The sequence below is a fragment of the Nocardia sp. NPDC057663 genome (assembly GCF_042799895.1).
Lineage (GTDB): Bacteria > Actinomycetota > Actinomycetes > Mycobacteriales > Mycobacteriaceae > Nocardia.
In genome coordinates this window covers 296,524-322,229 of record NZ_JBHVHX010000004.1, presented here as the reverse complement: position 1 = coordinate 322,229, position 25,706 = coordinate 296,524, and the positions used below count along the sequence as shown (strand labels likewise).

Below are 25,706 nucleotides of genomic sequence, written 5' to 3'. Positions count from 1 at the left end.
GAGCCGACCGTCTCACCGGCGGCGGCCCTGGCGTGGCGTTCCGCGCCAGCCGCACGGAAGCCCGCACGTCGGCTGCAGTGTCGTGTCGATGCGCCCGTCGCCGAAGACGGCGACGGTCTCGGTCGCCTCGGCGGGGTAGTCGCACGCCGGGCACTTCTCGAAGAAGTCGAGCGCTTGGCGCACCGTCACGCGCGTGGTCGGCGTCGCCGGCTCGACGGGTGCGGGCGACGGCCGGGTGCGACGGCTGCGGGGTGGGCCGGAACGGCCTGCGGTGTCGCGGGGGTCGATTCGGGTTCGCATGATGGTTCCATCTCTCTCGACAATCGGAGAGCGTCATTTCCACTGTATCGCCGAAGGTGGGATCAATGCCGGGCATCTCGTGCGAAAAAGGTTGCTATAACAGCGAGAATGACGTTATCGTCTGTGGCATGGAACGATGTGTCGAAGTCCACCGCCGACCGGAGAGCGCCGGCTCTGCACGCGGAGGCCACCGATGAGCTGGGAACCGTCGGGGCCGGTGTGGTTGTTCTGCCCGGCGGATCGGCCCGAGCGGTTCGCCAAGGCGGCGGCGTGTGCGGACGTGGTCATCCTCGACCTGGAAGACGGCGTCGGCGCGAACGCGAAAGCCGCCGCGCGCGAGGCGATCCGGGACTGTCGGCTGGATCCCGCGCGGACGGTCGTCCGGATCAACCCGCTCGATTCGCGGCAGGTCGAGCTCGACCTGCGCGTGCTCGCGCAGACGCCCTATCGGGTCCTCATGCTCCCGAAAGCCGAAACCGGTGACCTGCCTGCGCTGCTGGCCGGCTACGACATCATCGCGCTGGTCGAGACCCCGGCCGGTGTCCGGCGGGTGGGCGAGATCGCCGCGGCCCGGCGGGTGGTCGCGGTGATGTGGGGTGCCGAAGACTTGGTCGCCGCCCTGGGCGGCAGCTCGTCCAGGCGGGCGGACGGCACCTATCGTGATGTCGCCCGGCAGTTGCGCGCGACGACGCTGATCGCGGCGAAGGCCGGGGGCAAGCTCGCCGTCGACGGTGTCTTCCTCGACATTCCCGATCTCGACGGGCTCGCCGCCGAAGCCGAGGACGCCGTCGCGTCCGGATTCGACATCAAGGTGGCCCTGCACCCCACACAGGTCCCGGTCATCGCCGACGCCTACCGCCCCGACCCGCGCGAAGTCGAGTGGGCGCGGCGCGTGCTCGCCACCGCGCAGCATTCGCGGGGAGTCTTCGCGGTCGACGGACGGATGGTCGACGCGCCCATTCTGAGTCACGCCCGCCGGATCGTCGCGCGTGCGGACTCGACGCCCGCCGCACCGCGCTGACGGCGGAGATCGGCATCCGCTGCGGTGCGGCGGGCCGGGTCGTCAGACAGGATCGAACGAGGAGATGCGCCAGGCCTTGTCGACCCGGGTCAGCGTGACCCGGACACTGCTCGCCGTGATCGCCGGGTCGGGCTTGTCGGCACTGGTCGTGGTCTGGTTGACGAACACCAGGACCACCGCCCGGTCGGGGCCGATCTCCGCGGTCGCGGCCCGCACGACGGCCGCGGCGGTGGTCACCGACTTCTCCTTGGCCGCCGGTGCGACGATCTGCTGGGTGAACTGGCTGTAGTAGGCCAGGAAGTCGCCCGTGAGATGGGTTCGGGCGGCGGCGAAATCCTGGTCGATCGTGGCCGGCTTGTAGGAGAGCAGTGCGACGGTTCCGGTCGTGGCCGCCTCGACTGCCGCCTGCTTGGCGGTGGTGTCCACCGCGCTGTCCGGGCGGTACTGCACCGACCACAGCGCGACCGCCGCGATCACCGCCGTAGCCGCCACCGCGATGAGCACGGCGACGCGCGCATCCGAGCGCAGGTGACCGGCGGCGCCGCGCAACCCGGCGATGAGCCGATTGCGCCGGGTCTGCTGCCGTGCTGTGGGGGAATCGGTGCTCATGGGACGAACTCGACCTTCGACATCTTGAGCCGGTCGCCGTCGCGGGCCACCGTGACGCTGAGGCGCCAGGTGCGCGGTTCCTGTTGCGCACCGGCGGAATTGGTGACCTGCGAGGTGGCCGCGACGAGCACGACCGCGGAGGTCTCGGTCATGGACTCGACTGCCGCGGCGGTCACGCGCCCTTCGGTGGCGACTTTGGATTGCTGGATCACCGCGGTGAAATCCTGTGCCCGGCCTTCGAAGTCGCTGCGGAAGGCGCCGGTGGACAGCTCGAGGACCCGGTGGACATCCTGGTGGGCCCGGCTGAAGTCGAGCGAGGTCAGCGCGACGACACCCTGCTCGGCCGCCGCGGCGAACTCCGCGGCCCGTTCCGTGGTGCCGGCGGTCCGATGGTGGTGCCAGGTGAGATACCCGCTCGCGCCGACGGCGGTGATCAGTGTCAGGGCTGCCGCGGCCACCACCGTGCGGTGCCGTGAACGGGCGAGATTCGGTGCCGGGGACTCGGTTCCGTTGTCGGTGGGTGTCGGCGGGCAGTCGGCGGGAAGTGGGTCGGCCGGGGTGCGATCAGCGGTGGCCGCGGCCCGGCGGCGAAGCCGGGCCGCTCGCGCCCGGGCGCGGGCGGCCTCGGCGGTCGCTTCGGCCGCGATCGCCGCCTGTTCGGCCTCCAGTGCCTCGAGGTGCAGAGCGTCGGCATTGTGCTCGTCGAGTTCCATTGTGTTGCTTCCACTTCCGGTCGATCGTCAACGCCGAGTCCGCGGTATCGGAGTGGATCCGCGCGATTTACGCCTTCTCTGATTGCGAGAATTACGTTATCACCGTGCTGTGCGCTCGGCGGCGAATCGCCCTGCATCCGGCGGTCGAGGTGCTGTGGGCGGCGCCGGTTCACGGCGGGCCGAACTGCGCCCGTGCAGCCGGTTCTGCTGGAAGAATCATGATGAGCGTCATATGAATATGCTATTCTCACCAACGGAAATGCCGATACCGCAGGTCGGTGTGGGCGGGTAGGGAGGTCGAAAATGGTCACCAGCGGTACGCGGCTACGCAGTCAGGTCTGTGACACCGAAGTCATCGTGGTCCGTCCGGCGGACAGTCTCGACGATCTGCGCGCGGGTGGTGTGCCGATGGTGCCGCTGGGGACCACGGTCACCGCCGGGGCGACCCTGCACGTCGACTTCGCCGACGGGAACGTTCTCGGCAAGCGCTACGTCGACGGCGCCGGCGCCGAGATCCTGGTGACCAAGCCGGGCGCCGGGGCGCTCAGTATCGGCACGGTCCGGCTGACACTCAAGGGTGCCGAGCCGTTGCCCGCGAGCGACTGACATGCGTACCGGCGCGGTCGCCCGGCGCATCGCGCGCGATCAGCGGGTCCAGCTCGTGCTGACGCGGACTGTGCTCGCACTCCAGCATCTGGCGATCTCCCTGTGGCCGGTGGAGGACCAGCGCCTCGACTATCCGGTGCGATGTGCCACAGGTCCGTTCGCCGCCGGCGATCGGCACCGGCCCGGGCCGGACGTACCGGGTGCCCGATGAGCTCCGGCACCTCCCGCTGGGGACGCACGGTGGCCGCCAAGGCAACCGGGCCGCTGACGGCGGTCGGCGGGTTGTTCGCGATGTCGGCCGACGCGGTCCGGTTCGCCTTCCGGCGGCCGTTCCAGGCGCGGGAGTTCTTCGAACAGGCCTGGTTCATCGTGCGGGTGTCGATGCTGCCGACCGTGCTGGTGGCGATCCCGTTCACCGTGCTGGTGAGCTTCACCCTCAATATCCTGCTGCGCGAACTCGGCGCCGCCGACCTCAGCGGTGCCGGTGCGGCCTTCGGCGCGGTGACCCAGGTCGGGCCGATGGTGACGGTGCTGATCGTGGCCGGCTCCGGGGCGACCGCGATGTGCGCCGACCTCGGTTCCCGCACGATCCGCGAGGAGATCGATGCGATGCAGGTGCTCGGCATCGACCCGGTCCAGCGCCTGGTGACCCCGCGCATGCTCGCCTCCGGACTGGTCGCGCTGCTGCTCAACAGTCTCGTCTGCCTGATCGGGATCATGGGCGGCTACACGTTCTCGGTATTCGTCCAGGACGTGAATCCCGGTGCGTTCGCCGCGGGTATCACGCTGCTGACCGGACTCGGCGAGCTGGCGATCTCCTCGGTCAAGGCCCTGCTGTTCGGCTTCGTCGCCGGCCTGGTGGCCTGCTATCGCGGGCTGATCGTGACCGGCGGCGCCAAGGCGGTGGGCAATGCCGTGAACGAGACGGTGGTCTACGCGTTCATGTCGCTGTTCGTCATCAATGTCGTGGTCACCGCGGTCGGAATCCAGCTGACCGGGCGATGAGCGAGGGGGACGTATGACACTGACCGCACGCTATCCACTGACCCTGCGGCGGTTGCGCCGACCGGTCCTGAGCCTGGCCCGGGTCGGCGACCAGGCCCTCTTCTCCGTCAAGGCGCTGGCCTACGCGCCCTTCGCGGCGGTGCACCACCGGCGCGAGACCATCCGTCTCATCGCCGAGATCAGCATGGGCGCAGGCGCTCTCGCGGTCTTCGGCGGCACGGTCGTGATCGTCGGATTCCTGACCCTGGCGACCGGCGGCACCCTGGCGGTGCAGGGCTACAGCTCCCTCGGCGATATCGGCATCGAGGCGCTCACCGGATTCCTGGCCGCCTTCATCAACGTCCGGATCTCCGCGCCGGTGGTGGCCGGGATCGGGCTGGCGGCGACCTTCGGCGCCGGGACCACCGCGCAGCTGGGCGCGATGCGGATCAACGAGGAGATCGACGCGCTGGAATCGATGGCGATCGAACCGGTTTCGTATCTGGTGGGTACGCGGATCGTCGCCGGGATGATCGCCATCACCCCGCTGTACGCGCTCGCGGTGGTGGCGTCGTTCGTGGCGAGCCGGTTCACCACGGTGTTCCTGCTCGGCCAGTCATCCGGGCTCTACGACCACTACTTCACCACCTTCCTCAACCCCGTCGACCTGGCCTGGTCGTTCGCGCAGGCGCTGCTGATGGCCTTGACGGTGCTGCTGATCCACACCTATTTCGGGTTCCACGCCGCCGGTGGCCCGGCCGGTGTCGGCCTCGCGGTGGGCAACGCGGTGCGCACGTCGCTGATCGCGGTCGTCTCGGTGACGCTGCTGATCTCGCTGGCGGTCTACGGCGCCAACGGCAACTTCGATCTGTCGGGTTAGGGAGGGCCGAAATGCTACGCATGCTGGGCCGGGTCGTCACCGGGTTGATCGCCATCGGCTGTGCCTGCGCCGTGGTGGCGGGCAGTGTCGTGCTGTTTCGCGGCGGACTCACCGACACCGCTGTGGTGACGGTGATCGCGCAGCGCGCGGGGCTGGTGCTGAATCCGGACGCGGACGTGAAGATGCGCGGCGTGACCGTCGGGCGGGTCACGACCATCCGCGAACGCCCCGACGGCACCGCGGCGCTGGAACTGGCGGTCGACACCGGCACGCTCGCCCTGATCCCGGCGGACGTGCGGGTCGCCATCGCCTCGACCACGGTGTTCGGCGCGAAATACGTGCAGCTGAGTCCGCCCGAGCGGTCGGCGGGGGGCTCGCTGCGGGCCGGTCAGGTACTCACCGCCGACCGGGTGACCGTCGAGATCAACACCGTCTTCGAACAATTGACCACGGTGCTCGCTGCGGTCGAGCCCGCGAAGCTGAACGCGACTCTCGGCGCGATCGCCACCGCCACTCGCGGTCGAGGCGCCGAGGTCGGCGCGATGCTCAGCGACCTCGAACAGTTCCTGGCGACGCTCGAGCCGGCGCTGCCCGCCCTGCGCACCGACCTCGCCCTGGCACCACCCGTGCTCACCGCCTACGCGAATTCCGCCGGTGCGCTGGTGGATACCGCGCACAATGCCACCGCGATCGGCCGCACGCTCGTCGACGAGCAGCGCCATCTCGACGCTCTGCTCGTCTCGCTGATCGGGTTCGCCGACACCGGCGACCGGGTGCTCGCCGCCAATGCCGCCCCGCTGGCGCGGACCCTGGACCTGCTGGTGCCCACCACCGCGCTCACCAGCGAATACCGTGAGTCGCTGTACTGTTCGCTCGACGGCTTCGGCCTGCTCGCCCACTCGAAACCCGTCGACGTGCCCGGCCTCGGGCTCTCGGCGAACTTCCTGTGGGGCATCGACCCCTACCGGTATCCGGAGAACCTGCCCAAGGTGGCCGCGACCGGCGGCTCGCAGTGCTCGGTCCTGCCGGTCGGCTATGAGGAGAAGCCGCCGTTCGTCGTCGCCGATGTCGGCGCCAACCCGTTCGCGCGGGGCAATCAGTCGGTGATCCTCAACGTGGACAACCTGTCCCAGCTGCTGTTCGGCGGTGTGCGATGAGCCGCCGCAACGCGCCACTGGTGAAATTCGGGATCTTCGCGGTCGTGATGGTGGTGCTGTCCGGCTTCCTCGCGGTGGTGTTCGGGCAGTACCGCGGCGGCGACACCGAGCGGTACAGCGCACTGTTCGCCGACGTGTCCCGCTTGCGCACCGGCGACTCAGTGCGGGTCGCGGGCGTGCAGGTGGGCAGCGTGCGCAGCATCGAACTGCGCGCCGACCACACCGTCCTGGTCGGTTTCGACGCCGACGCCACGCTCGCCCTGACCACCGGCACCACCGCCGCGGTGCGCTACCTGAATCTCGTCGGTGACCGCTACCTGGAACTGACCGACGCCGCCGGCGTGCACGACCGGCTCGGCGCCGGCGCGCAGATCCCGCGCGAACGGACCGCGAGCGCACTGGATCTCGACCTGCTGCTGGGCGGGCTGAAGCCGGTGGTGCAGGGCCTGCGCGCCCAGGAGGTGAACGCGCTGACCTGGTCACTGCTCGAGATCGTGCAGGGCCGCGAGGGCACGCTGAGCTCGCTGACCGCCGAGACCGCCGCGTTCACCACGACCTTGGCGCGCAACAACGCCGTGGTCGAGCAGCTCATCGACCACCTGAACACGGTGATGACCACCTTGGCCGACGAGGGCGGCCAGTTCGCAGGCACCCTCGACCGCCTGCAGAGTCTCACCACCGAACTGGCGCGCGAACGCGACCCGATCGGCGCCGCGATAGACGCGCTGGACCGCAGCACCGCCTCGGTCGCGGATCTGCTGTGGCAGGCGCGAACCCCGCTGGCGGGCACGGTCGACGAGCTGGCCCGGCTGGCACCGCTGGTCGACGACGACAAGGCCACCCTCGACGCGGCCCTGGCACGCGCGCCGGAGAACTTCCGCAAGCTCGTGCGCACCGGCGCCTACGGCAATTTCATCCAGTACTACATCTGCGCGATCACCGTCCGGGTGACCGACGCGAACGGTGCGGTGCTGGTGCTGCCGTGGATCGAGCAGACGACAGGACGGTGCAGCCCGTGAGCATGGCGCAGTATCGGGGCGCGCACCTGGCGCGGCCGGGCTTGATCGGCATCGCGCTGGCCGTGTGCGTGATCGCCATCGGTCTGCAATCCCAGCAGTTCATCCTGCTCGCGACCACCGTGCGCTACGGCGCGGTCTTCCAGGAGGCGGGCGGGCTGGCGGTGGGCGACGAGGTCGTCCTGTCCGGGGTCACGGTGGGCCAGGTCGTGGGGGTGCGGCTGGACAACGGGGACGCCAGGGTCGACTTCGCGGTCCGGGACGACATCGTGCTCGGCACCGAGACCGAGGCCCGGATCAAGACCGGTTCGCTGCTCGGACAGCGGATCCTCGAACTCACCTCGCGGGGTGCCGGCACGCTGCGGCCGTACCGGGTGATCCCGGTGGCGCGGACCTCGTCGCTGTATTCGCTGACCGACGCGGTGGGTGAGCTGACCACAAATGTGCGCGAGATCGATACCGGCGCACTGGATCGCTCGCTGACCCTGCTGTCACAGACGCTCGACCAGATCGCGCCGCACCTCGGCCCGGCGCTGACCGGGCTGACCGAGGTGTCCCGGTCGGTCAACAGCCGCGATCAGTCGCTGCGCGGTCTGCTCGCCGCCACCGCCGAGGTGTCCGGCATCATCGGGGAGCGCAGCAGCAGGCTGAACACCCTCCTGCTGGACGCGAATTCGCTGCTCCAGGTGCTCGCGCAGCGCCGGCAGGCGATCGTGGACCTGCTGGCGAACATCTCGGCGGTGGCCACGCAGCTCTCGGGCGTGGTCGCCGACAACGAGGCCGAACTGGCGCCGACTCTGGACCGGCTCAACTCGATCGTGGCCATGCTCGAACAGAACCGCGACAATATCGCCGCCGCGCTGCCCGGCTTGGCGAAAGTCGCACTGACCCAGGGGGAAGCGGTCTCGGGCGGTCCGTTCTACAACGCCTTCGTCGTGAACCTGCTCGACGGACATCTGCTCCAGCCCTTCATCGATCAGGCCTTCGGTGTGCAACCGCAGAGTCAGATCCCGGTACCGACGCCGGCGGCTCCCCGATGACCCGCCGGTCCCTGCTGCGCGCCTGTGCCGCCCTGGTCGTGGCCGCGGCGCTGCTCGCGGGAGCGTTCGTGGGATGGCGGAACCTGTTCGGGCCGTACACAGTTCGGGCCGTGTTCAGCTCCGCGACCGCGATCTACCCCGGCGACGACGTCCGGGTGTCCGGGGTGAAGGTGGGTTCGATCGTGTCGATCGAACCGCACGGCACCACCGCCGAACTCGTGCTCGCGGTCGACCGCGCGGTGCCGGTGCCCGCCGACGCCCGCGCGGTGATCATCGCGCAGAGCCTGGTCGACTCCCGCTACGTCCAGCTCACCCCCGCCTACCGCGACACCGGACCACGGCTGGCCGACGGTGCGACGATCCCGCTCGAACGCACCGCGGTACCGGTCGAATGGGACGAGATCAAGACGCAGCTGACCCGCCTCGCCACCGATCTGGGTCCCGGCCGCGAACTGTCGTCCAGCTCGCTCGGGCAGTTCGTCGACAGCGCCGCGAACGCGATGGAGGGCAATGGCGACACACTGCGCCAGGCGCTTACCGAACTGTCCGGGATCGGGCGGATCCTCGCCGACGGCAGCGGCGACATCGTCGGGATCATCCAGAATCTCCAGCGTTTCGTGTCCGCGCTGCGGGACAGCAATGTCCAGGTCGTCGAATTCCAGAACCGGCTGGCCTCCCTGACCGGCGTGCTCGACGACAGCCGGACCGTGCTGGACTCCGCCCTCACCGAACTCGCGCACGCGGTCACCGAGGTGCAGCGCTTCGTGCAGGCCAACCGGGACCGCGCCGGGCAGCAGCTCCAGGGACTGGTGAATGTCACCCAGAATCTCGTCGACCATCGCGACGACCTCGAGCAGTTGCTGCACATCTTCCCGACGAGCATGGCCAACTTCTACAACATCTACAACCCGGACACCGGCACGGAATCGGGTGTCTTCGGGCTGAACAACTTCTCCAATCCGGTGCAGCTGGTGTGCTCGGCGATCGCGGGTATCGAGAACACGACCTCGGCGGAATCGGCCCGGAAATGCCATCAGTACCTCGGCCCGGTGCTGCCGCTGCTGAACATGACCGAGCTGAACAACCTGCCGTTCCCGATCAATCCGCTCCTCGGTCCGACCGCGCGCCCGGAGAACCTGATCTACACCGAGCCCGACCTCGTGCCGCAGGCCGTCGGGGAGCCGGCGGCACCGGCGTCCCCGCTGCCGACACTGGCCGAGATCCTGTTCCCGGGAGGACCCCGATGACCACTTGGACGCGCATCACGCACCGGCACAAGCAGATCGGTGCACTGGCCGCCGCGACCGTCTTGCTGTCGCTGAGCGGTTGTGGCTGGCAGGGCGTGAATTCGCTGCCGCTGCCCGGCGCGGACGGCGGCCCCGGGTCGACGAGGCTGTCGATCGAGATCGCCGATGCCGGGACGCTGGTGGCCAATGCACCGGTGCTGGTCGACGACGTGGTGGTGGGCAGCGTGCGCCGGATCCGGCTGGCCGGCTGGCACGCGGTGGTCGACGTCGACATCCGGCCCGAGACCACCGTGCCCGGGAATGTGGTCGCCACGATCGGCCAGACCAGCCTGCTCGGGTCCAGCCATCTCGCGCTGAACACGCCGGACGGTGTCGCGCCCGCCGGGGCGCTGGCGCCGGGAACCACCGTCGGACTCGACCGGGCTTCGACGTATCCGTCGACCGAGCAGACCCTGGCCTCGCTGTCGGTGGTGCTCAACGGCGGCGGGCTCGGTCAGCTCGGTGACATCGTGTCCGGCCTCGGCGACGCCTTCGACGGGCGGCAGCAGCAGATCGGCACCCTGCTCACCCGGCTGGACACCGTCATGGGCACGCTGGCGGGCCAGCGCGACGACATCGTCGCCGCCCTGCGGGCACTCGAACGGCTGGCGTCCACCTTCGCCGGCCAGCGCGACGTGCTCACCGACGCACTGCGGGAACTACCCGCCGCGCTCGACGTCCTGCTGGCCGAACGACCCGCCCTGACCACCGCGCTGGACCGGCTGCGGGTGTTCGGTGACACCGCGAATGCGGTGGTGACCGAGGTGAAGTCGGACCTGGTGACCAACCTGCGCAATCTCGAACCGACCCTGCGCGCGCTCGCCGATGTCGGCCCGCGCATCGACGCCGCCCTGGCCTACACCACGGTGTATCCCTACGGGCAGTCGGTGATCGATCGCGCCGTGCGCGGCGACTATCTCAATCTGCACGCCACCGTCGACCTCACCGTGCCGCGCCTGCGCCGGGAACTGCTGCTCGGCACACCGTGGGGTGACCCGACGGCCGTCGTCCAGGCGGCCGTGGGTGACCCCGGCTATGCCCGGCCGACCACCAACCCGTTGGGGGTCGGCGTGGAACCCGTTCCGGGAGAACGCTGATGCTGCTGTCGAGATTCGTCCGCGCCCAGCTGGTGATCTTCGCGGTGCTGTCGGTGATCGGGTTGACGGTGCTGCTGACGGTGTATGTGCGGCTGCCCGCGCTGCTGGGCGTGGGAACGCACACCGTGTACCTCGAGCTGCCCGAATCCGGTGGCCTGTACCGGTTCGGCAATGTCACCTATCGCGGGGTGCAGGTCGGCAAGGTCACCGCCGTCGAGCTGACCGCGACCGGGGTCAGGGCGACCATGACCGTGGCTGCCGCGCGGCCGATTCCGGCCGATCTCGAAGCGCAGGTGCGCAGCGTCTCGGCGGTGGGGGAGCAGTACGTCGACCTGCGGCCCCGCACCGATGCCGGGCCCTACCTGCGGGACGGGTCGGTGATCGCGGCCGCCGACGCGACCGTGCCCCAGCAGGTCGGCCCGATGCTGGACCGGCTCAGCGCCCTCGTCGGGACCATTCCCGTCGATCGGCTGCACGACCTGCTCGACCGGCTGTTCCAGGGCGTCAACGGTGCGGGGCCCGACCTGGATTCGTTGCTGGCCTCCGCCGGGACGATTACGAAAAGCCTTGATTCCGTGTCGGATTCGACCGCGGCGCTGGTCATAGACAGCGTGCCGCTGCTGGACGCACAGGCCCGCACCACCGATGCCATCCAGCTGTGGACCCGCAGTCTGGCCGGTGTCACCGGACAACTCGTCGCCGACGACCCGCAGGTCCGGTCGCTGCTGCGGACCGGGCCCGCCTTCGCGAACGAGGTGGGCGCGCTGTTCGGCTCCGTCGAGCTGACCCTGCCGGTACTGCTGGCGAACCTGACCTCGATCGGGCAGCTGGCGGTGACCTACAACGCGGGCCTCGAACAGATCCTCGTCCTGCTGCCCCCGGCGGTTTCGATGATCCAGGCGGTCCAGCCCTCCCGCAACGCCTCGGGCCTCGGCCTCGGTGACTTCCGGTTCGGCAACCTGTCCGATCCGGTGACCTGCACCGTCGGCTTCCTGCCGCCGACCGCCTGGCGCTCGCCGGAGGACACCGACACCATCGACACCCCGGACGGCATGTACTGCAAGCTGCCCCAGAACTCCGACATCGGGGTGCGTGGCGCCCGCAACATCCCGTGTGCCGCGCGCCCGGGGAAGCGGGCGGCGACGGCCGCCCTGTGCAACAGCGACGAGGAGTACGTCCCACTGGCCGGCACCCAGCCGGAAACCGGTCCGTATCCCCGTGATCCGGGCCTCGAGGAGCAGGGGGTGCCCCCTGACACCCGGCCGGTGCCGCCACCGGCCGAGCGGCCGTCGAATGCCGTGCCGTCGCGGATCGGGGTGGGCCTGGCCGAGTACGACCCGCAGACCGGCAACTACGTCGGTTCCGATGGAAAGCTGTACCGGCAGGGCGATCTCGCCGCGCCGCCCGCCGGGCAGTGGCAGCGGTTGCTCCTGACGGGCTCAGCGGTTCTGCCAGGACCCGGCCGCCGGTGCCCGCTTCAGCGGCCAGGACCGCCGCACCGATGCCGCGAAGCATTCTGTCGGTCAAGGCATTTCGGGCCTTGGGGGCGATCGAGCAGGACGACGGTGACCGCGCCGCGGCGGTCGATGGCGAGTTCGTCGCCGCGATGGTTTCGGTGGATTCCCGGCGATCTGTACCACTGGTCATGATCAACTCCTTGTGAGACGCTGGTTCTTTCAGTGAAAAAGTTCGATTCTCGACCCTGAAGGGGAACGGCGATGGCCCGATCGAAGATGCTCGTGTTCTCGAATCCGGTGGCAGGTCAGGACACCGAGTTCAACGAGTGGTACGACACCGTGCACCTCGATGAGGTGCTCGCGGTACCGGGCGTGGTGGCCGGCGAGCGCTACGGGCGGGTCCCCGCGCAGTTGCCGGGCGCCGGCTCCACCGGGCAGAGCTACCTGGCCGTCTACGAACTCGACGACGACCCGGACAAGGTTGTCCAGGCCTTCCAGGAGCGCGCGGCGGCGGGCAAGGTCGGGCTGAGCCCGGCCCTGGACCTTGCCTCCCTCGTCGTCACCGTGTGGCGGGCCCGCGAGTAACTAGGCCAGGACCTGTGGCCTGCGGCGCGCGGTATCGAGGAGTTCCTCGACCGAGACGAGTTTGACCCGCGGGCGGGACTGCGCCGCGCCGCGGTCCCGCTCGGCGGCATCGATCGCGCGCCAGCCCGGCCAGTCCACCGGTGTGAGCCCCCGGCCGGTCATGAGCTCGAGCAAGGCCTGGCGATTCGCGACGGGTCGATCCAGCTCGCCGTTCGCGTGATCGGCCAGCAGGCCGGCGACGGTCTCGGCGGCGCAGCTGCGGTTCGTGCCGATGACTCCGCGCGGCCCGCGCTTGATCCAGCCGGTCACATACACCCCGGGCGCCGCGGCACCGTCCGCGTCGATCACCCGGCCCGCCCGGTGCGGGATGGTGCCGGTGCGCGCGTCGTAGGGCAGTCCGTCGACCGGCTTGCCGCGATAGCCGATCGAACGGAAGACCAGGGCGGTCTCGATCGGCTCCGGATCGCCGCTCACCCGCAGCGCCTCGACGTGCTCGGTGCCGACCAATTCGACCGGGGCGGCATGGAACCGGAAGACGATGCGCTTGTTCCCCGGAGTCGGCGGGCGGTCGGCGTAGTCGCGGGCAAGTTCCAGCTTTGCCGCGGTCTCGACGTCGTCGTCGGGATGCGCTGACAGATCCCCGGCCTCGATGACGACATCGACTCCGTCGAGATGGCCGAGCGCGCTGAATTCCCCGACCGAGAAGGCCGCCTCGCGTGGCCCGCGCCTGCCGAGGATCACCACTTCCTGGATCCGCTGCGCCGACAAGGCCGTCAGCGCGTGGTCGGCGATATCGGTCGCGGCCAGGGCGGCCGGACCGGCCAGCAGCATCCGGGCGACATCGAGTGCCACATTGCCGTTGCCGACGACGACCGCCCGCCGGGTCGTCAGATCGAACCGGTGCGCGGCGTGGTCGGGATGCCCGTTGTACCAGCCGACGAAATCAGCGGCCGCGTGATGGCCGGGCAGCTGCTCGCCGGGGATGCCGAGCTCGCGGCTGTCCGGGGCGCCGACGGCGTAGATCACGGCGTGATGGTGGGTCAGCAGGTCCTGGTGAGTCAGCGCGGCGCCGATCTCCACCGCGAGATGGCAGCCGAAACGTTCGGTCCGAAAGGCGTTGTCGAACACCCGGACCACCGATTTGGTGCGCTGATGGTCCGGCGCCACCCCGAAGCGCACCAGGCCGTAGGGGGTGGGCAGCCGGTCGAACATGTCGACCTCGACCCCGTCGATGCCGAGCAGCTCGGTGGCGGCGTAGCAGGCCGCGGGACCGGCCCCGACGATCGCCACCCGCAGGGTGCCGGGTGCGACGGCAGCACGCTGAACCGGGACCGTGATGTCACCGATCTCGAGTGGATGTCGTTGGAAATAGGCGGCATTGAGCTCCCGGAACCGCTCCTGGTCCGGCGGCAGATCGTATTCGGAGTAGATCGCGTCGACCGGGCACTCGTCCGCGCACGCGCCGCAATCGATGCAGGTCTCGGGATCGATGAACAGCATCTGGGTGCCGTCGTCGCCCTCGCTCGGGCGGATGCAGTCCACCGGGCAGGCCGCGATGCACGAGGCGTCCTTGCAGCAGTTCTGGGTGATGACGTAGGCCACGGCGGTTCCTCGAGAGTATGGAAATCATCTTCTGATGTGAAGAGTACATACTATCCTGATGAGAAGAATGACATTCTCATAGCGGTGGACGCAGAGGAGGCCGGTCGGATGTTGCTCGAGTTCGACGACGATCAGCGGTTGTGGCAGCACACCGTGCGCGAGGTCGTCGCGAAACACTGTCCGCCCACGCTGATCCGGGCCGTCGCCGACCACGGCGCGGACCCGGGGCCGCTCTGGAAACGCTATGTCGAACACGGCTGGACGGCGATGACCGACCAGGACAACGCCGTCGAGCTGACCATCGTGCACGAGGAACTGGGCCGGGCCTGCGATCCGACGCCGTATCTGGCCACCACGAGCCAGTTCGCGCCGCTGGTACCGCACGCGCCCGCCGACGCGGCGGGCGCCGCGGTGTTCGGTGGCATCACGCCCCGGCGCGAGGGCGCCGAGTGGGTGCTGCACGGTTCGGCCGAGGTGCTCGACGGCGATCGGGCCGATCTGCTCGCCGTGGTCACCGGCGCGGGCGTGTTCGTCGTCGAGGCGGGACAGGTGCACAGCCGCCGCTCGGCGATCTTCGATCCGGTCCTGCACCTGGCCACCGTCACCTTCGACCACGTGCGGGTTCCGGCCGGCAGCGCCACCGGCGGTGATGTCGCGCGGGCCCGCGCGAGCGCGCTGACCGGGCTGGCCGCGACCATGGTCGGCGCGTGTCAGCGCGTGCTCGACCTGGTGGTGGCGCATGTGCGGGAGCGCCGCCAATTCGACGCTCCCCTGGGATCTTTCCAGGCGGTAGCGCACAAGGCCGCCGACATGCACGTCGCCGTCGAACGCGCCCGCGCGCTCACCTACTGGGCCGCGCTGACCCTGGCCGAGGCCGACGAGCGCGCCGGGCTGGCGGCGGTCATGGCCAAGGCGGCCGCGGGCGAGTGCCAGGAACTGGTCTTCCGGCACGGGCTGCAGCTGTTCGGCGCGATGGGCTACACGTGGGAGAACGACCTGCAGTTCGCGCTGAAGCGGGCCAAGGCGGGGGAGATGCTGCTCGGCGGAACCGACGAGCACCGGGCGACGATTGCGAGGCGGTACCGTGCAGCTGCGGTTTGACCAGGACGTCGAGGACTTCCGCGCCGACTTGATCGCGTTCCTCGACGAGCACCTGCCCACCGATGCCGGTGCGGCACCACGTCCGCGCTCCACCGCGCACCTGCCGGACTGGGCGCGCCGATGGCAGCGGGTGCAATTCGACGCGGGCTGGCTGGTACCGGGATATCCGCCGGAATTCGGTGGGCGCGATGCCGGGATCGTGCAGCAGTACGTGCACCGCGAGGAACTGGCCCGGCGCGGCATCCACGAGAGCTTCAATCCGCAGGGCGTCGGCATCGTAGCCGCCTCGCTGATCACCTTCGGCACCGCCGAACAGCAACGCCGATGGGCGATTCCGGTGCTGCGCGGTGACCTGACCGCGGCATTGGCGATGAGCGAGCCCGGCGCGGGATCGGATCTGGCCGGGCTGAGCACGCGGGCTGTCCGCGACGGCGACCACTTCGTCGTCTCCGGGCAGAAGGTGTGGACCTCGGGCGCCCACGACGCCGATGTGCTGCTGGCCTTCGTGCGCACCGACCCGGACGCGCCGAAACACCGTGGCATCTCGGCGATCCTGATTCCCACCGACCTGCCCGGGGTCGAGCGCAGGCCGTTCGCCTCGGTGGCCGACCCGGACGACCTGGACTTCAACGAGGTGTTCTGCACCGAGGTCCGGGTGCCCGCGGCGAACATCGTCGGCGCGGTAAACGAGGGCTGGCGGGTCGCCAACGGCTCACTCGGGCACGAACGCACCCTGCTCTGGCTGAGTTTCGCCAGCCGGCTCGACGGCCTGCTCGCCGACTTCCACCCGGCGACCCCGCTCGACGCCGACCGCTACGCGACCCTGGCGCTCGACTCCCAGGCCCTGCGCCTGCTGGGTTCCCGTGCCCTCGCCGGCGCTGCCCGCGGCGAGGACGATGTCGCGGGTCTGTCGGTGCTGAAGCTGCTCGGCTCCGAAGCGGTGCAGGCGGGCGCGTCGGCAGCGCTGACCGCGGCGGGACCCCGTGGCCTGATCCATCCCGACGTCACCGCGCGCTACAGCCCGCTGAGTCTGGAGGAGTCGGCGCCGGGCTGGTTCGAACGCTACGTCCGCTCCTTCGCGGGCACGATCGCCGGCGGCACCTCCGAGATCCAGCGCACCATCATCGCCGAGCGCGTCCTCGGCCTGCCCCGGCGGTGAGTTCCGGCACGGGCGCTCACCGCCGCTGGAGATCGCGCACCGCGGGGGCGACCCAGGTGGTCAGATAGCCGCGCAGCGCCGCGCCGCGCCGGGCCGGGCGACCGGGGTCGAGGACGAAGGACCCGACGATGCGGAGCATGTGCTCGACGAGTTCGTCGAGGCGGCTGTCGGTGAATCCCGCCTGCTCCCAGTCGACCGCGAAGCGTTCCAGGATGCTGCGACCCAGGGCCAGTGCCGTGTCGGAGGTGACCTCGGCGGGAAAGGAACTGGCGCGGCCGGGGGTCAGCAACAGGCTGAGGTAGCGGTCCTCGGGCAGGGACTCGAGGGTGTAGGCGATGCCTTCCACCACCGCCTCGGCGGGGTCGGTGATGCGGTCGAGTTTCGCGGCCAGGACGTCGAGGAAACGTCCGGTCTCGGCCAGGGCGGTCGCCGCGATCAGCGCGTCGGCGTTGGGGAAGTAGCGGTAGACCGTCTGCCGGGTGACGCCCAGTTCCCGGGCTATCTCGGCCATGGTGAAGGCGGCGCCGGATCGCTCGATGACCGACCGCGCGGCCGTCAGGATGCGGTCGACTGCCTCGGCGTCGGTGCTCGGCACCGTGCCGGACCAGCCATGCCTGCGCAATCGAACCTCCCTCGGAAACCGGTATGTCGCCGACCCTATCTGCTGTGTGCCCGGTCAGGGGTTCTCGTCGATTCAGACCATACATTGGAGTCTAGATGTATGGTCTGAATGGAGCTCGCGAAAGGACAGTCCATGACTCACCGAACCGACCCGGATGCTGCCGGTCTCACCGACGATCTGACCCGCCGCGCCCTGCGGCTGGTCCTCGACGGCACCACCGACATGGCCGAATCCACCCTGCGCGTCCCGCTGCTCTACTACCGGGACCCGAAGATCACCGAGGTGGAGGAATCGCAGATCCTGCGCCGCACGCCCCTCGCGGTCATGCCCTCGGCCCGCATCCCCGAACCCGACGACTACGTGGTCCGCACCGTCCTCGGCGATTCCCTGCTGATCACCCGTGACCGCGCGGGCACCGCGCATGTGCTGCTGAACTACTGCAGACATCGCGGGGCACAGCCGGCCTGCGGATCAGGCAAGGCCTCCCGCTTCACCTGCCCCTACCACGCCTGGACCTACCGCAATACCGGCGAACTCGTCGGCGTGCCCGGCAAAGCCGGGTTCACCGGGATGGACCGGGACGACTACGGCCTGGTGGAACTGCCCAGCCAGGAACGGCACGGCTTCATCTGGACGGTGCTGACCGCCGGCGGCGAGATCGATGTCGACACCCACCTCGGTGCGATGGGGCCGGAACTGGCGCAACTCGACTACGCCTCCTACGGATACCACGACGACCGCGAGTTCGTCTCCGAGGTCAGCTGGAAGGGGGCGCTGGAGGCCTTCGCCGAGAGCTACCACTTCCCGTTCGTCCACGGCGAGAGCGTGATCGGGCAGAACACCGTCGCCGACACCTCCACCCACGACGCCTTCGGCCGCCACCACCGCATGGGATTCCCGTTCACCTGGATCCGCGATCTCGACACCGAGCCCGCGGGCGACTGGAACCCGCTGATGAACATGGGTGTGATCTACTGGATCTACCCGAACCTCGTGCTGGCCAACAGCCCGGTCGGGGTGGAGATCCTGGACATGCTCCCCGCGGGAGCGCCGACGCGCTGCACCGTGCGCCACAGCTGGATGGCCAGGATCCCGGCCGCCGACGACGCCCAGCGCGCGGTGTACGACACCATCTACCAGCAGGTGCACGCCGCGGTCCGGGACGAGGACTTCGCCATGCTGCCCCAATGCGGGGAAGGGGTGCGCCGCGGCCAGCACGACCATATGATCATCGGCCGCAACGAGATCGGCGTGCAGCACATGATCCGTACCTTCGCCACCGAACTCGGCGTCGCGCTCGGCTGAGGGCCGGCCCGCCCCACTGCACCCCGAAACGAGGAACCCATGACCCACCCACCCCGGCCCGCCCAGCTCGACTCCCCGCTGTTGCCGAAGCTCTTCTCCTTCGCGGGGCGGGCACACGTGCGGCTCTACCGCTGGACCGGCGGCCGCATCGGCGGGCTCTGGCGGGTCGGTGCGGGGTGGCGCAAACCGGTCCCCACCCTGTTGCTCGAACATCGCGGCCGCAAATCCGGTGACCTGTACACGACGCCGCTGCTCTACCTCGTCGACGGCGCGGACACCGTGATCGTCGCCTCACAGGGCGGACTGCCGAAACATCCGCAGTGGTACCACAATCTGCGCGCCGAACCCGACACCCATGTCCAGATCCGGCGCGACCGGGTGCCGGTGCACGCGATGGTCGCCGACGCGGAGCAGCGTGCCCGGCTCTGGCCGTTGCTGGTCGACCTCTATGCCGACTTCGACACCTATCAGTCCTGGACCGAACGGGAGATCCCGGTCCTGGTGCTGCGCCCGCGAGCGTGAGCCGTTCCGGCTATTCGACGACCGACAAGGCGGCGCGCGGGCACTGCGCCACCGCGTCGCGGATCAGGGCTTCGGTGCCGGCGCGCAGCTCGGGATCGACGATGTGCAGGATGTCGTCCTCGTCCAGGGTGAAGATCGCCGGCGCGATGCCCATGCAGACACCGTTGGCCTCGCAGATCTGCGGATCCACTTCGACTCTCATGGTTGCTCCTCGTGCAGGTCAGGATCGGGGAGTTCGTAGAGGCCGGGCGCACCGGCGCCGCCGGTCACCGTGGTGAGGAAGGTGCCGGGTGACTGCTCGGTGCCGACGCCGCGAAAGGCCGCACCGCCCTCGTGCTGCACGAACGGGAGATGAGCGAGGGTCTCGACATTGCTGACAGCGTGGGTAAACCACCGACACCGCGCTGGAACGGCCGCGGTGGCTTGTCGGTGGGATGGGCGGGTCCGCCGTCGATCGCGCGGACGGCGGCCGTCTCCTCCCCGGCCACGGAGCCGGGCGCCACCTCGACGATCTCGACGTCGGCGCTGCCCGTGGCGCGGAGTTCGGTGACGGCCTCGCGAATTCGCTGCGCGGCGACGGGATCGGACAGATACACCACACTGCGCCGGGCGCCGGTGATGTGCGCCGCCAGCCGCAACCCGTCGAGCACGAGGTGCGGCCGGTGCCGCAGCAGCCATTTGTCCTTGACCGCCTCCGGTTCGCCCTCCTCGCCGTTGGCGACCACCACGGCCCCACCGCGCCGCCGGCCCGCGGCCCGCACACTCGTCAGCTTGGTCGCCAGGGGGAATGCCGCCCCGCCGCGCCCGAGCAGTCCGCTGATCCGGATCTCGGCGAGCAGCTCATCGGTCGAGCCGAGCGGCCGGTAGCCGCCATCGGCGCGGTAGTCGTCGAGCCCCTCGACACCCGCCTCGGCGCGCAGCGGCCGCGGGACCCACCCGTCGGCGGGCACCACGAAACCACCGGGGTGGGGCTCCGAAATATCTTGCATTACAACCCCTTTCGTGCTCCCGAAGATGATGATGGGTGCGGGCCCGCGCGGTTAGGCTGGGCGACATGAGGACCGCGGTTGTACGCATCGATGTCGACCCCGACCGGATACTGACCCCGGCACGGCGGGCCGCGGGGCTGCGCGCGCTGCGGGCCGATGCCACGGGTCTGTGTGAAAACCCGGGTGTGGAACTGCGATTCCAGGTCGCCACCGACGACCCCGCCACCACGGTGCGTGACCTGGTGGACGCGTGCGCGCGGGCGTTCGGGACCGAACCGGTGCCGGGCACGGTGACCTTCCTCAGCCGCGGCACCGACGACGACGCGCACGGCGTGCTGGCCGGTTTCGGACTCACCGGCGATGTCGGCCGTCTCCCCGACGCCGCCGGCGGATTCGACATCGTCACCGTGACCCTGCGCGAGGCCGACCTGGCGCGAGTCACCGAGAGCCGGGTGCTGACCGCGCTCGAGGCCGCCCTGAATGCCGAAGTGCGCCTGCTGTTGCGCTGAGCCGGTGTTGGCGGGGCGGCTCACGGGCGGGCCAGGAACTCGGCGATCGCCGGTGCGGCCAGCACCCACGTGTCGAACAGATTGAAACGGTCGATCCGCCCGGTAGCCCGATCCGCCATGGCCCGTTCCCAGGCGTCCTCCGGCCAGGGCGGGTCGATCAGCTCCGCGCCCTCGATCAGGCAGGAGATCTCGAGCGAGGTGCGCCGTGGATGATCCAGATCCTGGGCGCCGCCGCGAATGATCAAGGTGGGCACCCGGATCCGGTCGAACAGGTCGTCGTCGACGCCCGGCACGGTCTGGCCCGGCTTCTGCACGTAGGCGTTGAGCCAGCGCAGCGACAGTTTCACGAACTCGTCGCGGTCCAGGGCCAGCAGCCGCTGCTCGTTGCCGGGATTCTGTTCGACGCGTTCGCGCCACTCCCGCAGTTTCAGCAGTCCGGGAATTCCGGCGCCACCGACCACCTGCAGGCTCGGCAGGATGTAGTGCGCACCGAGATTGAACAGGCCGTAGGTCCCGCCGACGATGTTCCACAGCACCAGCCGGGTGACCAGCTCCGGATACTGGATCGCGGTCAGCAGTGAATCCCGGGCGCCACCGGACCCGCCCGCTAGCGCACACGGACCCAACCCCAGCTCGGTGAGCAGTCCCGCGAGCGTCTCGGCTCGCATGTGGGATTCGCTCACGCCGTAGAACTGGACGTCGGACGCGCCGCAGTTGGGCCGGTCCCACAGCAGCACGGTGTGCCCGCGCTCGACCAGGGCATCGGCCAGCGGCCGGAGTCCCGGAATGTCCATCCCGAACCGGCCGCCCGGCGTCAGCACCACGAGTGTGCCTGTCGTACCGAGGATCTCGTAGACGACGCGGCCGCCGTTCACCGTCACGGAGGGCACGGCAGGTCCTTTCACGCCTGGACGACGACGGAGCCGTCGACGACACGCACCGGATAGGTCCGGATACTCCACTCGGGTTTGACCGCGGTGGTCCCGGTGGCCAGCTCGAATCCCCACTGATGCCACGGGCAGTAGAGGAACTCGTTGTCGCGCACCATCACCGCGTCGCCCGGGACGCTCTCGTCCACCACGGTCCGTCCCCGCGTCCGCCCGGAACACAGCGGACCGCCTTCGTGCGGGCAGTAGTTGGCGATGGCGTAGAAGGTGCCGCCGACGTTGTAGACCCCGACGCCGAACCGGCCGATCGGCACCACCTTCGACGACCCGGGCGGGATCTCCTCGACGGTGGCGACCACGTGCTCGCGGCCCTGCGCCAGGCGCGGCGGCTCGCCGGGAGTCGCGCTGTCCTCGGTCATCTCAGCGCCTCCGCGGCGAATCGGGCAGCGCCGGAACGAATTCCGGCAGGTGGTAGGTCTCGATGCCGTTGCGGAACATCACCCGGTCCCTGGCCGCCGCGGGCAGATGCTTGACCAGCCAGCGCGGATCGTCGAAGGTCCAGTGCGGGTAGTCCGAGGAGAACAGCAGGATCCGGCCCGCGTCCATCCATTCCAGCGCGCGGGTCAGCTCGGTCTTGTCCTCGGGATAGTCCAGCGGCTGGGTGGTGAACCGGATGTGCTCCTTGACGTACTCCGAGGGCTTGCGCCGGATCGTCATCCACTGCTTGCGCGAGGCGTAGATCGCGTCCATCCGCCACATCAGCGGCAGGATCCAGGTGAACGCGTGCTCGACGAACACGATGCGCAACGCGGGGAAGCGATCGAAGGTGCCGTCGAAGATCAGGCTCATGATCTGGTTGGCCGCCAGCAGCGAGTAGCTGACCATGAAATCGTGGTTGTAGCTGGGGAATCCGACCGGCGACATGGGCATCGTCTCGAACGCGCCGCGTCCCAGATGGCAGCTCACCACCAGATCGTGGCGCGTCGCCGCTGCCCAGATGGGGTCGTATTTCGGATCGCCCCAGGACGGCCGCGGTTCGGCCTTGAGCAGGATCTGCGCCATGTAGGGGTGACCCGCCCACTGCTCGATCTCGGCGACCGCGCCGGCCGGATCGTCGACGGCGACACAGATCGACCCGCGCCAGCGCTGATGCCAGTTGGCGACCGGGTCGAGCCAGTGGTTGGCCTGCCAGTGATTGATGCCGGTGGCCATGGCCTGGGTCGCCTGCGGCAGCCGGGTCGCCCGGACGGTCGGCTCCAGGATGGCGATGTCGGACCCGGCTTCCACGATCAGCTGCCGGTACGCCAGGTCGGGGTCGCTGCCGGGGAATTGGCCGTCGGCGGGGAACGCGTCGACCCGCATCGCGTAGGAGTGTGCGTAGTCGGGGGCGTCGTAGATGATCGTGTCGCCCACCCGGTGACTGAGGAAGTAGGCGCTGCGGTGCGGTTCGGGGATGTACTCGACGAGTTCGCCCCGGCGCGGCACCGGATGCACGTCGGAGTCGACGACCCGCACGGCGACCTGTTCGGGTGCGGGGGCACGCTGCTCGTGCTGGATCGGCGGCATACGCGTCCTTCCTGGAATTAGCTGGGAACTGCGGCGGCGGTGGGGACCTCGATGCCGTAGAGCCGGGCTGCGTTGGCCCAGCAGAGCTTGTCGCGTTGCTCGGCCGTCAGGGCCGGCGACAGGGTGTCGATATCGGTGGCCTGCCAGTGCGGATAGCTCGAGCCGAACATCACCATGTCGTCCTTACCGGTGAAACCCAGCCATTCGTCGGCGAATTCGGCGTCGCCGGGCGGGCCGTCGTGCCGGTCCTGGACGAAATACACGTGATCCGGGAGGTAGTCGCTCGGCATTCGTGGCGCCCACGGGGTCTGCTCGAGATGCGGTCGGCCGAAGGTGTCCATCCGCCAGCTGAACGGCGTCAGCAGATCCGCGCCGCCGTCGGCCCACACGAAACGGAGGTCCGGGAACCGCTCGAAGACGCCCTCGGCGATCATGTTCAGCAGGTGATAGAGGTAGTTGAGCGACATGAACCCGAGGTACTGCTCGTAGGTTCGGGTGTGGCCCGACGGCGTCGGCGGGAACGCGATGCTCTCGCCGGTCTCGATGTGCGCCGCGACCGGCAACCCGGCCGCGGCGGCCGCCTCCCACAGTGGCCAGAACTGCGGTTTGCCGTAGAGCTCTCGCGACTGCAACGGCACCCCGACCTGCACGATCGACGGATGCTGTCCGTAGCGGGCGATTTCACGCAGCGCGCCGGGGATGTCCTCCGGGTTGACCCGCAGGGTGCCGCGGAACCGGCCCGCGAACTCCTCGTGCTCGAGCCAGCGGGTGACCAGCATGTCGTTGTGCGCGGCCAGCACCGCCGAGGTGAGGTGCCGGTCGGGCAGGATGCCCCGGGTCATCGGATGCAGGATCGCCACGTCCACGCCGCGGTCGGTGAACAGGTGCCCGCCGACCACGGCCGGGTCCGAACCGGGCGCCCGGCGGCCGGGACCCGTTGCGCCGGTGAGGTATTCGCCGCCGGGTGCCCCGTACCAGTCCAGGTCCACATCGGGCACGCCCCGGCTCTTGAACGGTTCGCGCAGATGATCGCGCAGGTCCCGGTTCGAGGCGAAGAAGATGTGCACGCTCGCGTCGATGTACGGGGTGGTGGTGCCGTCGGCGTGGGTGCGCATCAGTCGATCCGGGCCATCTCGGGCCGCACCGTCACCGATGCCGCGAGCTGCTGCTCGTCACAGATGATCTGGAGTTTGGCCAGGGTCTCGTCCAGACCGGCGCCGAGGCGCGGGCCCGGGGTGAAGGTGGCGGGCAGGTTGCGCATGCCCTGGATGACCCCGATCGTGTCGTAGTGCAGGGTGCCCGCCGGATCGCAGGCGAAGTCGGGCATCCGGTCGAGCACGGCGGTGAGCATCGACTTGAACACGGTGCGCGCGACATTGGACCCGATGCAGCGGTGCACGCCGAGCCCGAAGCTGAAGTGCCGGTTGCCGCGCCGGTCCAGCACGATGTCGTCCGGATCGGGGAACACCTCGGCATCGCGGTTGGCCATCGCCCAGGACAGCCAGAGCCGTTCGCCCTCTTTGAATGCGGTGCCCTCGATCTCGACGTCGGCCGAGATGGTGCGCCCGTCGCCGGGAGCCGGGGTGAAGTAGCGCAGGAATTCCTCGGTCGCGGGCGCGAGCAGGGTCTCGCGGTCACGGCTGAGCCGGGCGCGTTCGCCGGGATTCTGCGACAACCACTCGAGCGCGTGCGCGGTGAGCGCGGTCGTGGTGTCGAAACCGCCGCCGATGATCAGGCCGAGCATGCCGAGCAGTTCGAGATCGGGCGCGGGTTCGCCGTCGATGCGCAGTTCGGTGAGCGCCTCGAGCAGACCGGGGCGCGGATGCTGTTTGACCTCGGCCAGACTCGTCAGCAGGTCGATGCCCATCGCGCGATGCAGCTCGGCCACGCGCGCGGCATCGGGGGAGTCTTCCGGGGTGTACACCGCGGCGTGCACCGGTTCGCTGTAGAGCGACCACTTCGCCAGCGGGATACCGAGCATGGCGAGCGTGAGCACCGCGGGCACGACATTGGCGAGGTCGTCGACGAAATCGATGCGGCCCGACTCGATCTTCTCGTCGAGCGCGGCCCGCACGATCTCGTCGATCACCGGTTCCCAGCGGCGCACCGCGGCCGGCGACAGGTACGGGTTGAGCACCTGCCGGTAGAGCCGGTGCTCGGGATCGTCCATCTCGAGAATCCCGCCACGCACGAGTTGCGCGCGCTGGGCGGTGGGAATCGAGATGCCCTTGTACCCGTTGCGCTCGCCGTTGAGGTCGTGGTCGTTGGACACGTGCGGACAGCGGGCGAGCTCGAAGACCGCGTTCGCCCCGGCCGCCACCCAGTGGCCGTCGTAGGTGTCGGTCCAGGCGACCGGGCACTTCGCGTGCAGGTCGTGGGTGATCTCGGTGAAGCGGTGCCGGTATTCCGGGGTGTGCCGGTCGAAGTGGTATCGGTTCGCCTTGCGGTCCCGGTCGGCGGCATCGTCGATGCTCACGGATGCTCTCCTGTTCCAGCGCAGCTGTCGCGCGATCGGAGTGGCACGACAGGGAAGTCCGTGCAAGAACCTGACTTGCCGGATATGAGAACCGTACTCTTGAACCGTGTTTCGCCGCAAGCAAAAGCCGGCGATTGCCGCGAGCTCCGACATCAGCGGCTGCCCTGGAATCCGGGGTGACCGGCATCGGGAACGGCGGGCGTACACGAGATCCGCG

At 69.6% G+C, this 25,706-nt stretch carries 27 protein-coding genes and 1 pseudogene; 16 read left to right on the top strand and 12 right to left on the bottom strand.

Going from position 1 to position 25,706, the window contains the following annotated elements; genetic code table 11:
• Window positions 1-12: 12 nt before the first annotated feature.
• A complete protein-coding gene (locus ACFVAV_RS12745) occupies window positions 13-300 on the bottom strand; it encodes a hypothetical protein (RefSeq protein ID WP_379034232.1) in 288 nt (95 codons plus the stop codon).
• A gap of 193 nt (window positions 301-493) precedes the next feature.
• Here ACFVAV_RS12745 and ACFVAV_RS12740 point away from each other — a divergent pair, with 193 nt between their 5' ends.
• On the top strand, window positions 494-1,321 hold the full coding sequence (locus ACFVAV_RS12740; RefSeq protein WP_379034230.1) for an HpcH/HpaI aldolase/citrate lyase family protein: 828 nt from the start codon (window positions 494-496) through the stop codon (window positions 1,319-1,321).
• Window positions 1,322-1,363: 42 nt separating this feature from the next.
• On the opposite strand, the gene ACFVAV_RS12735 is transcribed toward ACFVAV_RS12740, so the two are convergent.
• Both ACFVAV_RS12735 and ACFVAV_RS12730 read right to left on the bottom strand, forming a co-directional pair.
• Window positions 1,364-1,930, bottom strand: coding sequence for a twin-arginine translocation pathway signal (locus ACFVAV_RS12735; protein WP_379034228.1), 567 nt, complete (start codon window positions 1,928-1,930; stop codon window positions 1,364-1,366).
• Window positions 1,927-2,643: a hypothetical protein gene (locus tag ACFVAV_RS12730; protein WP_379034226.1), complete on the bottom strand. Its 717-nt coding sequence runs from the start codon at window positions 2,641-2,643 to the stop codon at window positions 1,927-1,929. Before ACFVAV_RS12730 ends, ACFVAV_RS12735 begins: the two co-directional genes overlap by 4 nt.
• 303 nt (window positions 2,644-2,946) lie before the next feature.
• Between ACFVAV_RS12730 and ACFVAV_RS12725 the strand changes: the two genes are divergently transcribed.
• The 10 genes from ACFVAV_RS12725 (at window position 2,947) to ACFVAV_RS12680 (ending at window position 12,751) form a co-directional block, all read left to right on the top strand.
• Entirely contained in the window at window positions 2,947-3,249 is a 303-nt protein-coding gene (locus ACFVAV_RS12725; protein ID WP_379034224.1) for a hypothetical protein, read from the top strand.
• A 207-nt stretch (window positions 3,250-3,456) separates the two neighbouring features.
• Window positions 3,457-4,254, top strand: coding sequence for an MlaE family ABC transporter permease (locus ACFVAV_RS12720; RefSeq protein ID WP_379034222.1), 798 nt, complete (start codon window positions 3,457-3,459; stop codon window positions 4,252-4,254).
• Window positions 4,255-4,267: 13 nt separating this feature from the next.
• Window positions 4,268-5,113 carry an ABC transporter permease gene (locus ACFVAV_RS12715; protein ID WP_379034220.1) on the top strand — a complete coding sequence of 282 codons (846 nt, stop codon included), beginning with the start codon at window positions 4,268-4,270 and terminating at the stop codon, window positions 5,111-5,113.
• 11 nt (window positions 5,114-5,124) lie between these two features.
• A complete protein-coding gene (locus ACFVAV_RS12710; protein WP_379034218.1) occupies window positions 5,125-6,270 on the top strand; it encodes an MCE family protein in 1,146 nt (381 codons plus the stop codon).
• On the top strand, window positions 6,267-7,289 hold the full coding sequence (locus tag ACFVAV_RS12705) for an MCE family protein (protein ID WP_379034216.1): 1,023 nt from the start codon (window positions 6,267-6,269) through the stop codon (window positions 7,287-7,289). The genes ACFVAV_RS12710 and ACFVAV_RS12705 overlap by 4 nt, the downstream gene beginning before the upstream one ends.
• Before the next feature lie 2 nt (window positions 7,290-7,291).
• Complete coding sequence (locus ACFVAV_RS12700; protein WP_379034565.1) at window positions 7,292-8,326, top strand: MCE family protein; 1,035 nt, start codon at window positions 7,292-7,294, stop codon at window positions 8,324-8,326.
• Window positions 8,323-9,573 carry an MCE family protein gene (locus ACFVAV_RS12695; protein WP_379034214.1) on the top strand — a complete coding sequence of 417 codons (1,251 nt, stop codon included), beginning with the start codon at window positions 8,323-8,325 and terminating at the stop codon, window positions 9,571-9,573. Before ACFVAV_RS12700 ends, ACFVAV_RS12695 begins: the two co-directional genes overlap by 4 nt.
• Complete coding sequence (locus ACFVAV_RS12690) at window positions 9,570-10,709, top strand: MCE family protein (protein ID WP_379034212.1); 1,140 nt, start codon at window positions 9,570-9,572, stop codon at window positions 10,707-10,709. The genes ACFVAV_RS12695 and ACFVAV_RS12690 overlap by 4 nt, the downstream gene beginning before the upstream one ends.
• Complete coding sequence (locus tag ACFVAV_RS12685; protein WP_379034210.1) at window positions 10,709-12,358, top strand: MCE family protein; 1,650 nt, start codon at window positions 10,709-10,711, stop codon at window positions 12,356-12,358. Before ACFVAV_RS12690 ends, ACFVAV_RS12685 begins: the two co-directional genes overlap by 1 nt.
• A 69-nt stretch (window positions 12,359-12,427) precedes the next feature.
• Window positions 12,428-12,751: a hypothetical protein gene (locus tag ACFVAV_RS12680; RefSeq protein ID WP_379034208.1), complete on the top strand. Its 324-nt coding sequence runs from the start codon at window positions 12,428-12,430 to the stop codon at window positions 12,749-12,751.
• Here the strand turns inward: ACFVAV_RS12680 and ACFVAV_RS12675 are convergent, their stop codons facing one another.
• A complete protein-coding gene (locus ACFVAV_RS12675; protein WP_379034205.1) occupies window positions 12,752-14,353 on the bottom strand; it encodes an FAD-dependent oxidoreductase in 1,602 nt (533 codons plus the stop codon).
• A gap of 108 nt (window positions 14,354-14,461) precedes the next feature.
• Here ACFVAV_RS12675 and ACFVAV_RS12670 point away from each other — a divergent pair, with 108 nt between their 5' ends.
• Window positions 14,462-15,454, top strand: coding sequence for an acyl-CoA dehydrogenase family protein (locus tag ACFVAV_RS12670; RefSeq protein WP_379034563.1), 993 nt, complete (start codon window positions 14,462-14,464; stop codon window positions 15,452-15,454).
• On the top strand, window positions 15,438-16,613 hold the full coding sequence (locus tag ACFVAV_RS12665) for an acyl-CoA dehydrogenase family protein (RefSeq protein WP_379034203.1): 1,176 nt from the start codon (window positions 15,438-15,440) through the stop codon (window positions 16,611-16,613). The genes ACFVAV_RS12670 and ACFVAV_RS12665 overlap by 17 nt, the downstream gene beginning before the upstream one ends.
• A gap of 16 nt (window positions 16,614-16,629) precedes the next feature.
• Here ACFVAV_RS12665 and ACFVAV_RS12660 read toward each other — a convergent pair whose 3' ends face one another.
• Complete coding sequence (locus tag ACFVAV_RS12660) at window positions 16,630-17,235, bottom strand: TetR/AcrR family transcriptional regulator (RefSeq protein WP_379034201.1); 606 nt, start codon at window positions 17,233-17,235, stop codon at window positions 16,630-16,632.
• Between the two features lie 132 nt (window positions 17,236-17,367).
• On the opposite strand from ACFVAV_RS12660, the gene ACFVAV_RS12655 reads away from it, so the two are divergent.
• Both ACFVAV_RS12655 and ACFVAV_RS12650 read left to right on the top strand, forming a co-directional pair.
• On the top strand, window positions 17,368-18,540 hold the full coding sequence (locus ACFVAV_RS12655; protein WP_379034198.1) for an aromatic ring-hydroxylating dioxygenase subunit alpha: 1,173 nt from the start codon (window positions 17,368-17,370) through the stop codon (window positions 18,538-18,540).
• Between the two features lie 39 nt (window positions 18,541-18,579).
• Window positions 18,580-19,062, top strand: coding sequence for a nitroreductase family deazaflavin-dependent oxidoreductase (locus ACFVAV_RS12650; protein WP_379034196.1), 483 nt, complete (start codon window positions 18,580-18,582; stop codon window positions 19,060-19,062).
• Window positions 19,063-19,072: 10 nt separating this feature from the next.
• Here ACFVAV_RS12650 and ACFVAV_RS12645 read toward each other — a convergent pair whose 3' ends face one another.
• Entirely contained in the window at window positions 19,073-19,264 is a 192-nt protein-coding gene (locus tag ACFVAV_RS12645) for a ferredoxin (protein WP_379034194.1), read from the bottom strand.
• A 26-nt stretch (window positions 19,265-19,290) separates the two neighbouring features.
• A pseudogene (locus ACFVAV_RS12640) lies at window positions 19,291-20,051 on the bottom strand (hypothetical protein); the annotation flags it as partial.
• 65 nt (window positions 20,052-20,116) lie between these two features.
• Here ACFVAV_RS12640 and ACFVAV_RS12635 point away from each other — a divergent pair.
• Window positions 20,117-20,560, top strand: coding sequence for a hypothetical protein (locus ACFVAV_RS12635; protein WP_379034192.1), 444 nt, complete (start codon window positions 20,117-20,119; stop codon window positions 20,558-20,560).
• Between the two features lie 20 nt (window positions 20,561-20,580).
• Here ACFVAV_RS12635 and ACFVAV_RS12630 read toward each other — a convergent pair whose 3' ends face one another.
• Genes ACFVAV_RS12630 through ACFVAV_RS12610 form a run of 5 tightly spaced genes read right to left on the bottom strand, consistent with a single transcriptional unit; the run spans window position 20,581 to window position 25,489 of the window.
• Entirely contained in the window at window positions 20,581-21,450 is an 870-nt protein-coding gene (locus ACFVAV_RS12630; RefSeq protein WP_379034190.1) for an alpha/beta fold hydrolase, read from the bottom strand.
• A gap of 11 nt (window positions 21,451-21,461) precedes the next feature.
• Window positions 21,462-21,866, bottom strand: a complete 405-nt coding sequence (locus ACFVAV_RS12625) for a Rieske (2Fe-2S) protein (RefSeq protein ID WP_379034188.1) — start codon at window positions 21,864-21,866, stop codon at window positions 21,462-21,464.
• Between the two features lies 1 nt (window position 21,867).
• Window positions 21,868-23,013, bottom strand: a complete 1,146-nt coding sequence (locus ACFVAV_RS12620) for an amidohydrolase family protein (RefSeq protein ID WP_379034186.1) — start codon at window positions 23,011-23,013, stop codon at window positions 21,868-21,870.
• A gap of 17 nt (window positions 23,014-23,030) precedes the next feature.
• Window positions 23,031-24,128 carry an amidohydrolase family protein gene (locus tag ACFVAV_RS12615; RefSeq protein ID WP_379034184.1) on the bottom strand — a complete coding sequence of 366 codons (1,098 nt, stop codon included), beginning with the start codon at window positions 24,126-24,128 and terminating at the stop codon, window positions 23,031-23,033.
• The gene (locus ACFVAV_RS12610; protein ID WP_379034182.1) at window positions 24,128-25,489 is read right to left on the bottom strand and encodes a cytochrome P450; all 1,362 of its coding nucleotides are present in this window, start codon (window positions 25,487-25,489) and stop codon (window positions 24,128-24,130) included. Before ACFVAV_RS12610 ends, ACFVAV_RS12615 begins: the two co-directional genes overlap by 1 nt.
• Between the last annotated feature and the right edge of the window lie 217 nt (window positions 25,490-25,706).

What these genes read in the sequence shown, in the direction of transcription:
- ACFVAV_RS12745 (WP_379034232.1), bottom strand. Translation starts at nt 300, where the DNA reads ATGCGAACCCGAATCGACCCCCGCGACACCGCAGGCCGTTCCGGCCCA.
- ACFVAV_RS12740 (WP_379034230.1), top strand. Translation starts at nt 494, where the DNA reads ATGAGCTGGGAACCGTCGGGGCCGGTGTGGTTGTTCTGCCCGGCGGAT.
- ACFVAV_RS12735 (WP_379034228.1), bottom strand. Translation starts at nt 1,930, where the DNA reads ATGAGCACCGATTCCCCCACAGCACGGCAGCAGACCCGGCGCAATCGG.
- ACFVAV_RS12730 (WP_379034226.1), bottom strand. Translation starts at nt 2,643, where the DNA reads ATGGAACTCGACGAGCACAATGCCGACGCTCTGCACCTCGAGGCACTG.
- ACFVAV_RS12725 (WP_379034224.1), top strand. Translation starts at nt 2,947, where the DNA reads ATGGTCACCAGCGGTACGCGGCTACGCAGTCAGGTCTGTGACACCGAA.
- ACFVAV_RS12720 (WP_379034222.1), top strand. Translation starts at nt 3,457, where the DNA reads ATGAGCTCCGGCACCTCCCGCTGGGGACGCACGGTGGCCGCCAAGGCA.
- ACFVAV_RS12715 (WP_379034220.1), top strand. Translation starts at nt 4,268, where the DNA reads ATGACACTGACCGCACGCTATCCACTGACCCTGCGGCGGTTGCGCCGA.
- ACFVAV_RS12710 (WP_379034218.1), top strand. Translation starts at nt 5,125, where the DNA reads ATGCTACGCATGCTGGGCCGGGTCGTCACCGGGTTGATCGCCATCGGC.
- ACFVAV_RS12705 (WP_379034216.1), top strand. Translation starts at nt 6,267, where the DNA reads ATGAGCCGCCGCAACGCGCCACTGGTGAAATTCGGGATCTTCGCGGTC.
- ACFVAV_RS12700 (WP_379034565.1), top strand. Translation starts at nt 7,292, where the DNA reads ATGGCGCAGTATCGGGGCGCGCACCTGGCGCGGCCGGGCTTGATCGGC.
- ACFVAV_RS12695 (WP_379034214.1), top strand. Translation starts at nt 8,323, where the DNA reads ATGACCCGCCGGTCCCTGCTGCGCGCCTGTGCCGCCCTGGTCGTGGCC.
- ACFVAV_RS12690 (WP_379034212.1), top strand. Translation starts at nt 9,570, where the DNA reads ATGACCACTTGGACGCGCATCACGCACCGGCACAAGCAGATCGGTGCA.
- ACFVAV_RS12685 (WP_379034210.1), top strand. Translation starts at nt 10,709, where the DNA reads ATGCTGCTGTCGAGATTCGTCCGCGCCCAGCTGGTGATCTTCGCGGTG.
- ACFVAV_RS12680 (WP_379034208.1), top strand. Translation starts at nt 12,428, where the DNA reads ATGGCCCGATCGAAGATGCTCGTGTTCTCGAATCCGGTGGCAGGTCAG.
- ACFVAV_RS12670 (WP_379034563.1), top strand. Translation starts at nt 14,462, where the DNA reads ATGTTGCTCGAGTTCGACGACGATCAGCGGTTGTGGCAGCACACCGTG.
- ACFVAV_RS12655 (WP_379034198.1), top strand. Translation starts at nt 17,368, where the DNA reads ATGACTCACCGAACCGACCCGGATGCTGCCGGTCTCACCGACGATCTG.
- ACFVAV_RS12650 (WP_379034196.1), top strand. Translation starts at nt 18,580, where the DNA reads ATGACCCACCCACCCCGGCCCGCCCAGCTCGACTCCCCGCTGTTGCCG.
- ACFVAV_RS12645 (WP_379034194.1), bottom strand. Translation starts at nt 19,264, where the DNA reads ATGAGAGTCGAAGTGGATCCGCAGATCTGCGAGGCCAACGGTGTCTGC.
- ACFVAV_RS12635 (WP_379034192.1), top strand. Translation starts at nt 20,117, where the DNA reads ATGAGGACCGCGGTTGTACGCATCGATGTCGACCCCGACCGGATACTG.
- ACFVAV_RS12625 (WP_379034188.1), bottom strand. Translation starts at nt 21,866, where the DNA reads ATGACCGAGGACAGCGCGACTCCCGGCGAGCCGCCGCGCCTGGCGCAG.
- ACFVAV_RS12620 (WP_379034186.1), bottom strand. Translation starts at nt 23,013, where the DNA reads ATGCCGCCGATCCAGCACGAGCAGCGTGCCCCCGCACCCGAACAGGTC.
- ACFVAV_RS12615 (WP_379034184.1), bottom strand. Translation starts at nt 24,128, where the DNA reads ATGCGCACCCACGCCGACGGCACCACCACCCCGTACATCGACGCGAGC.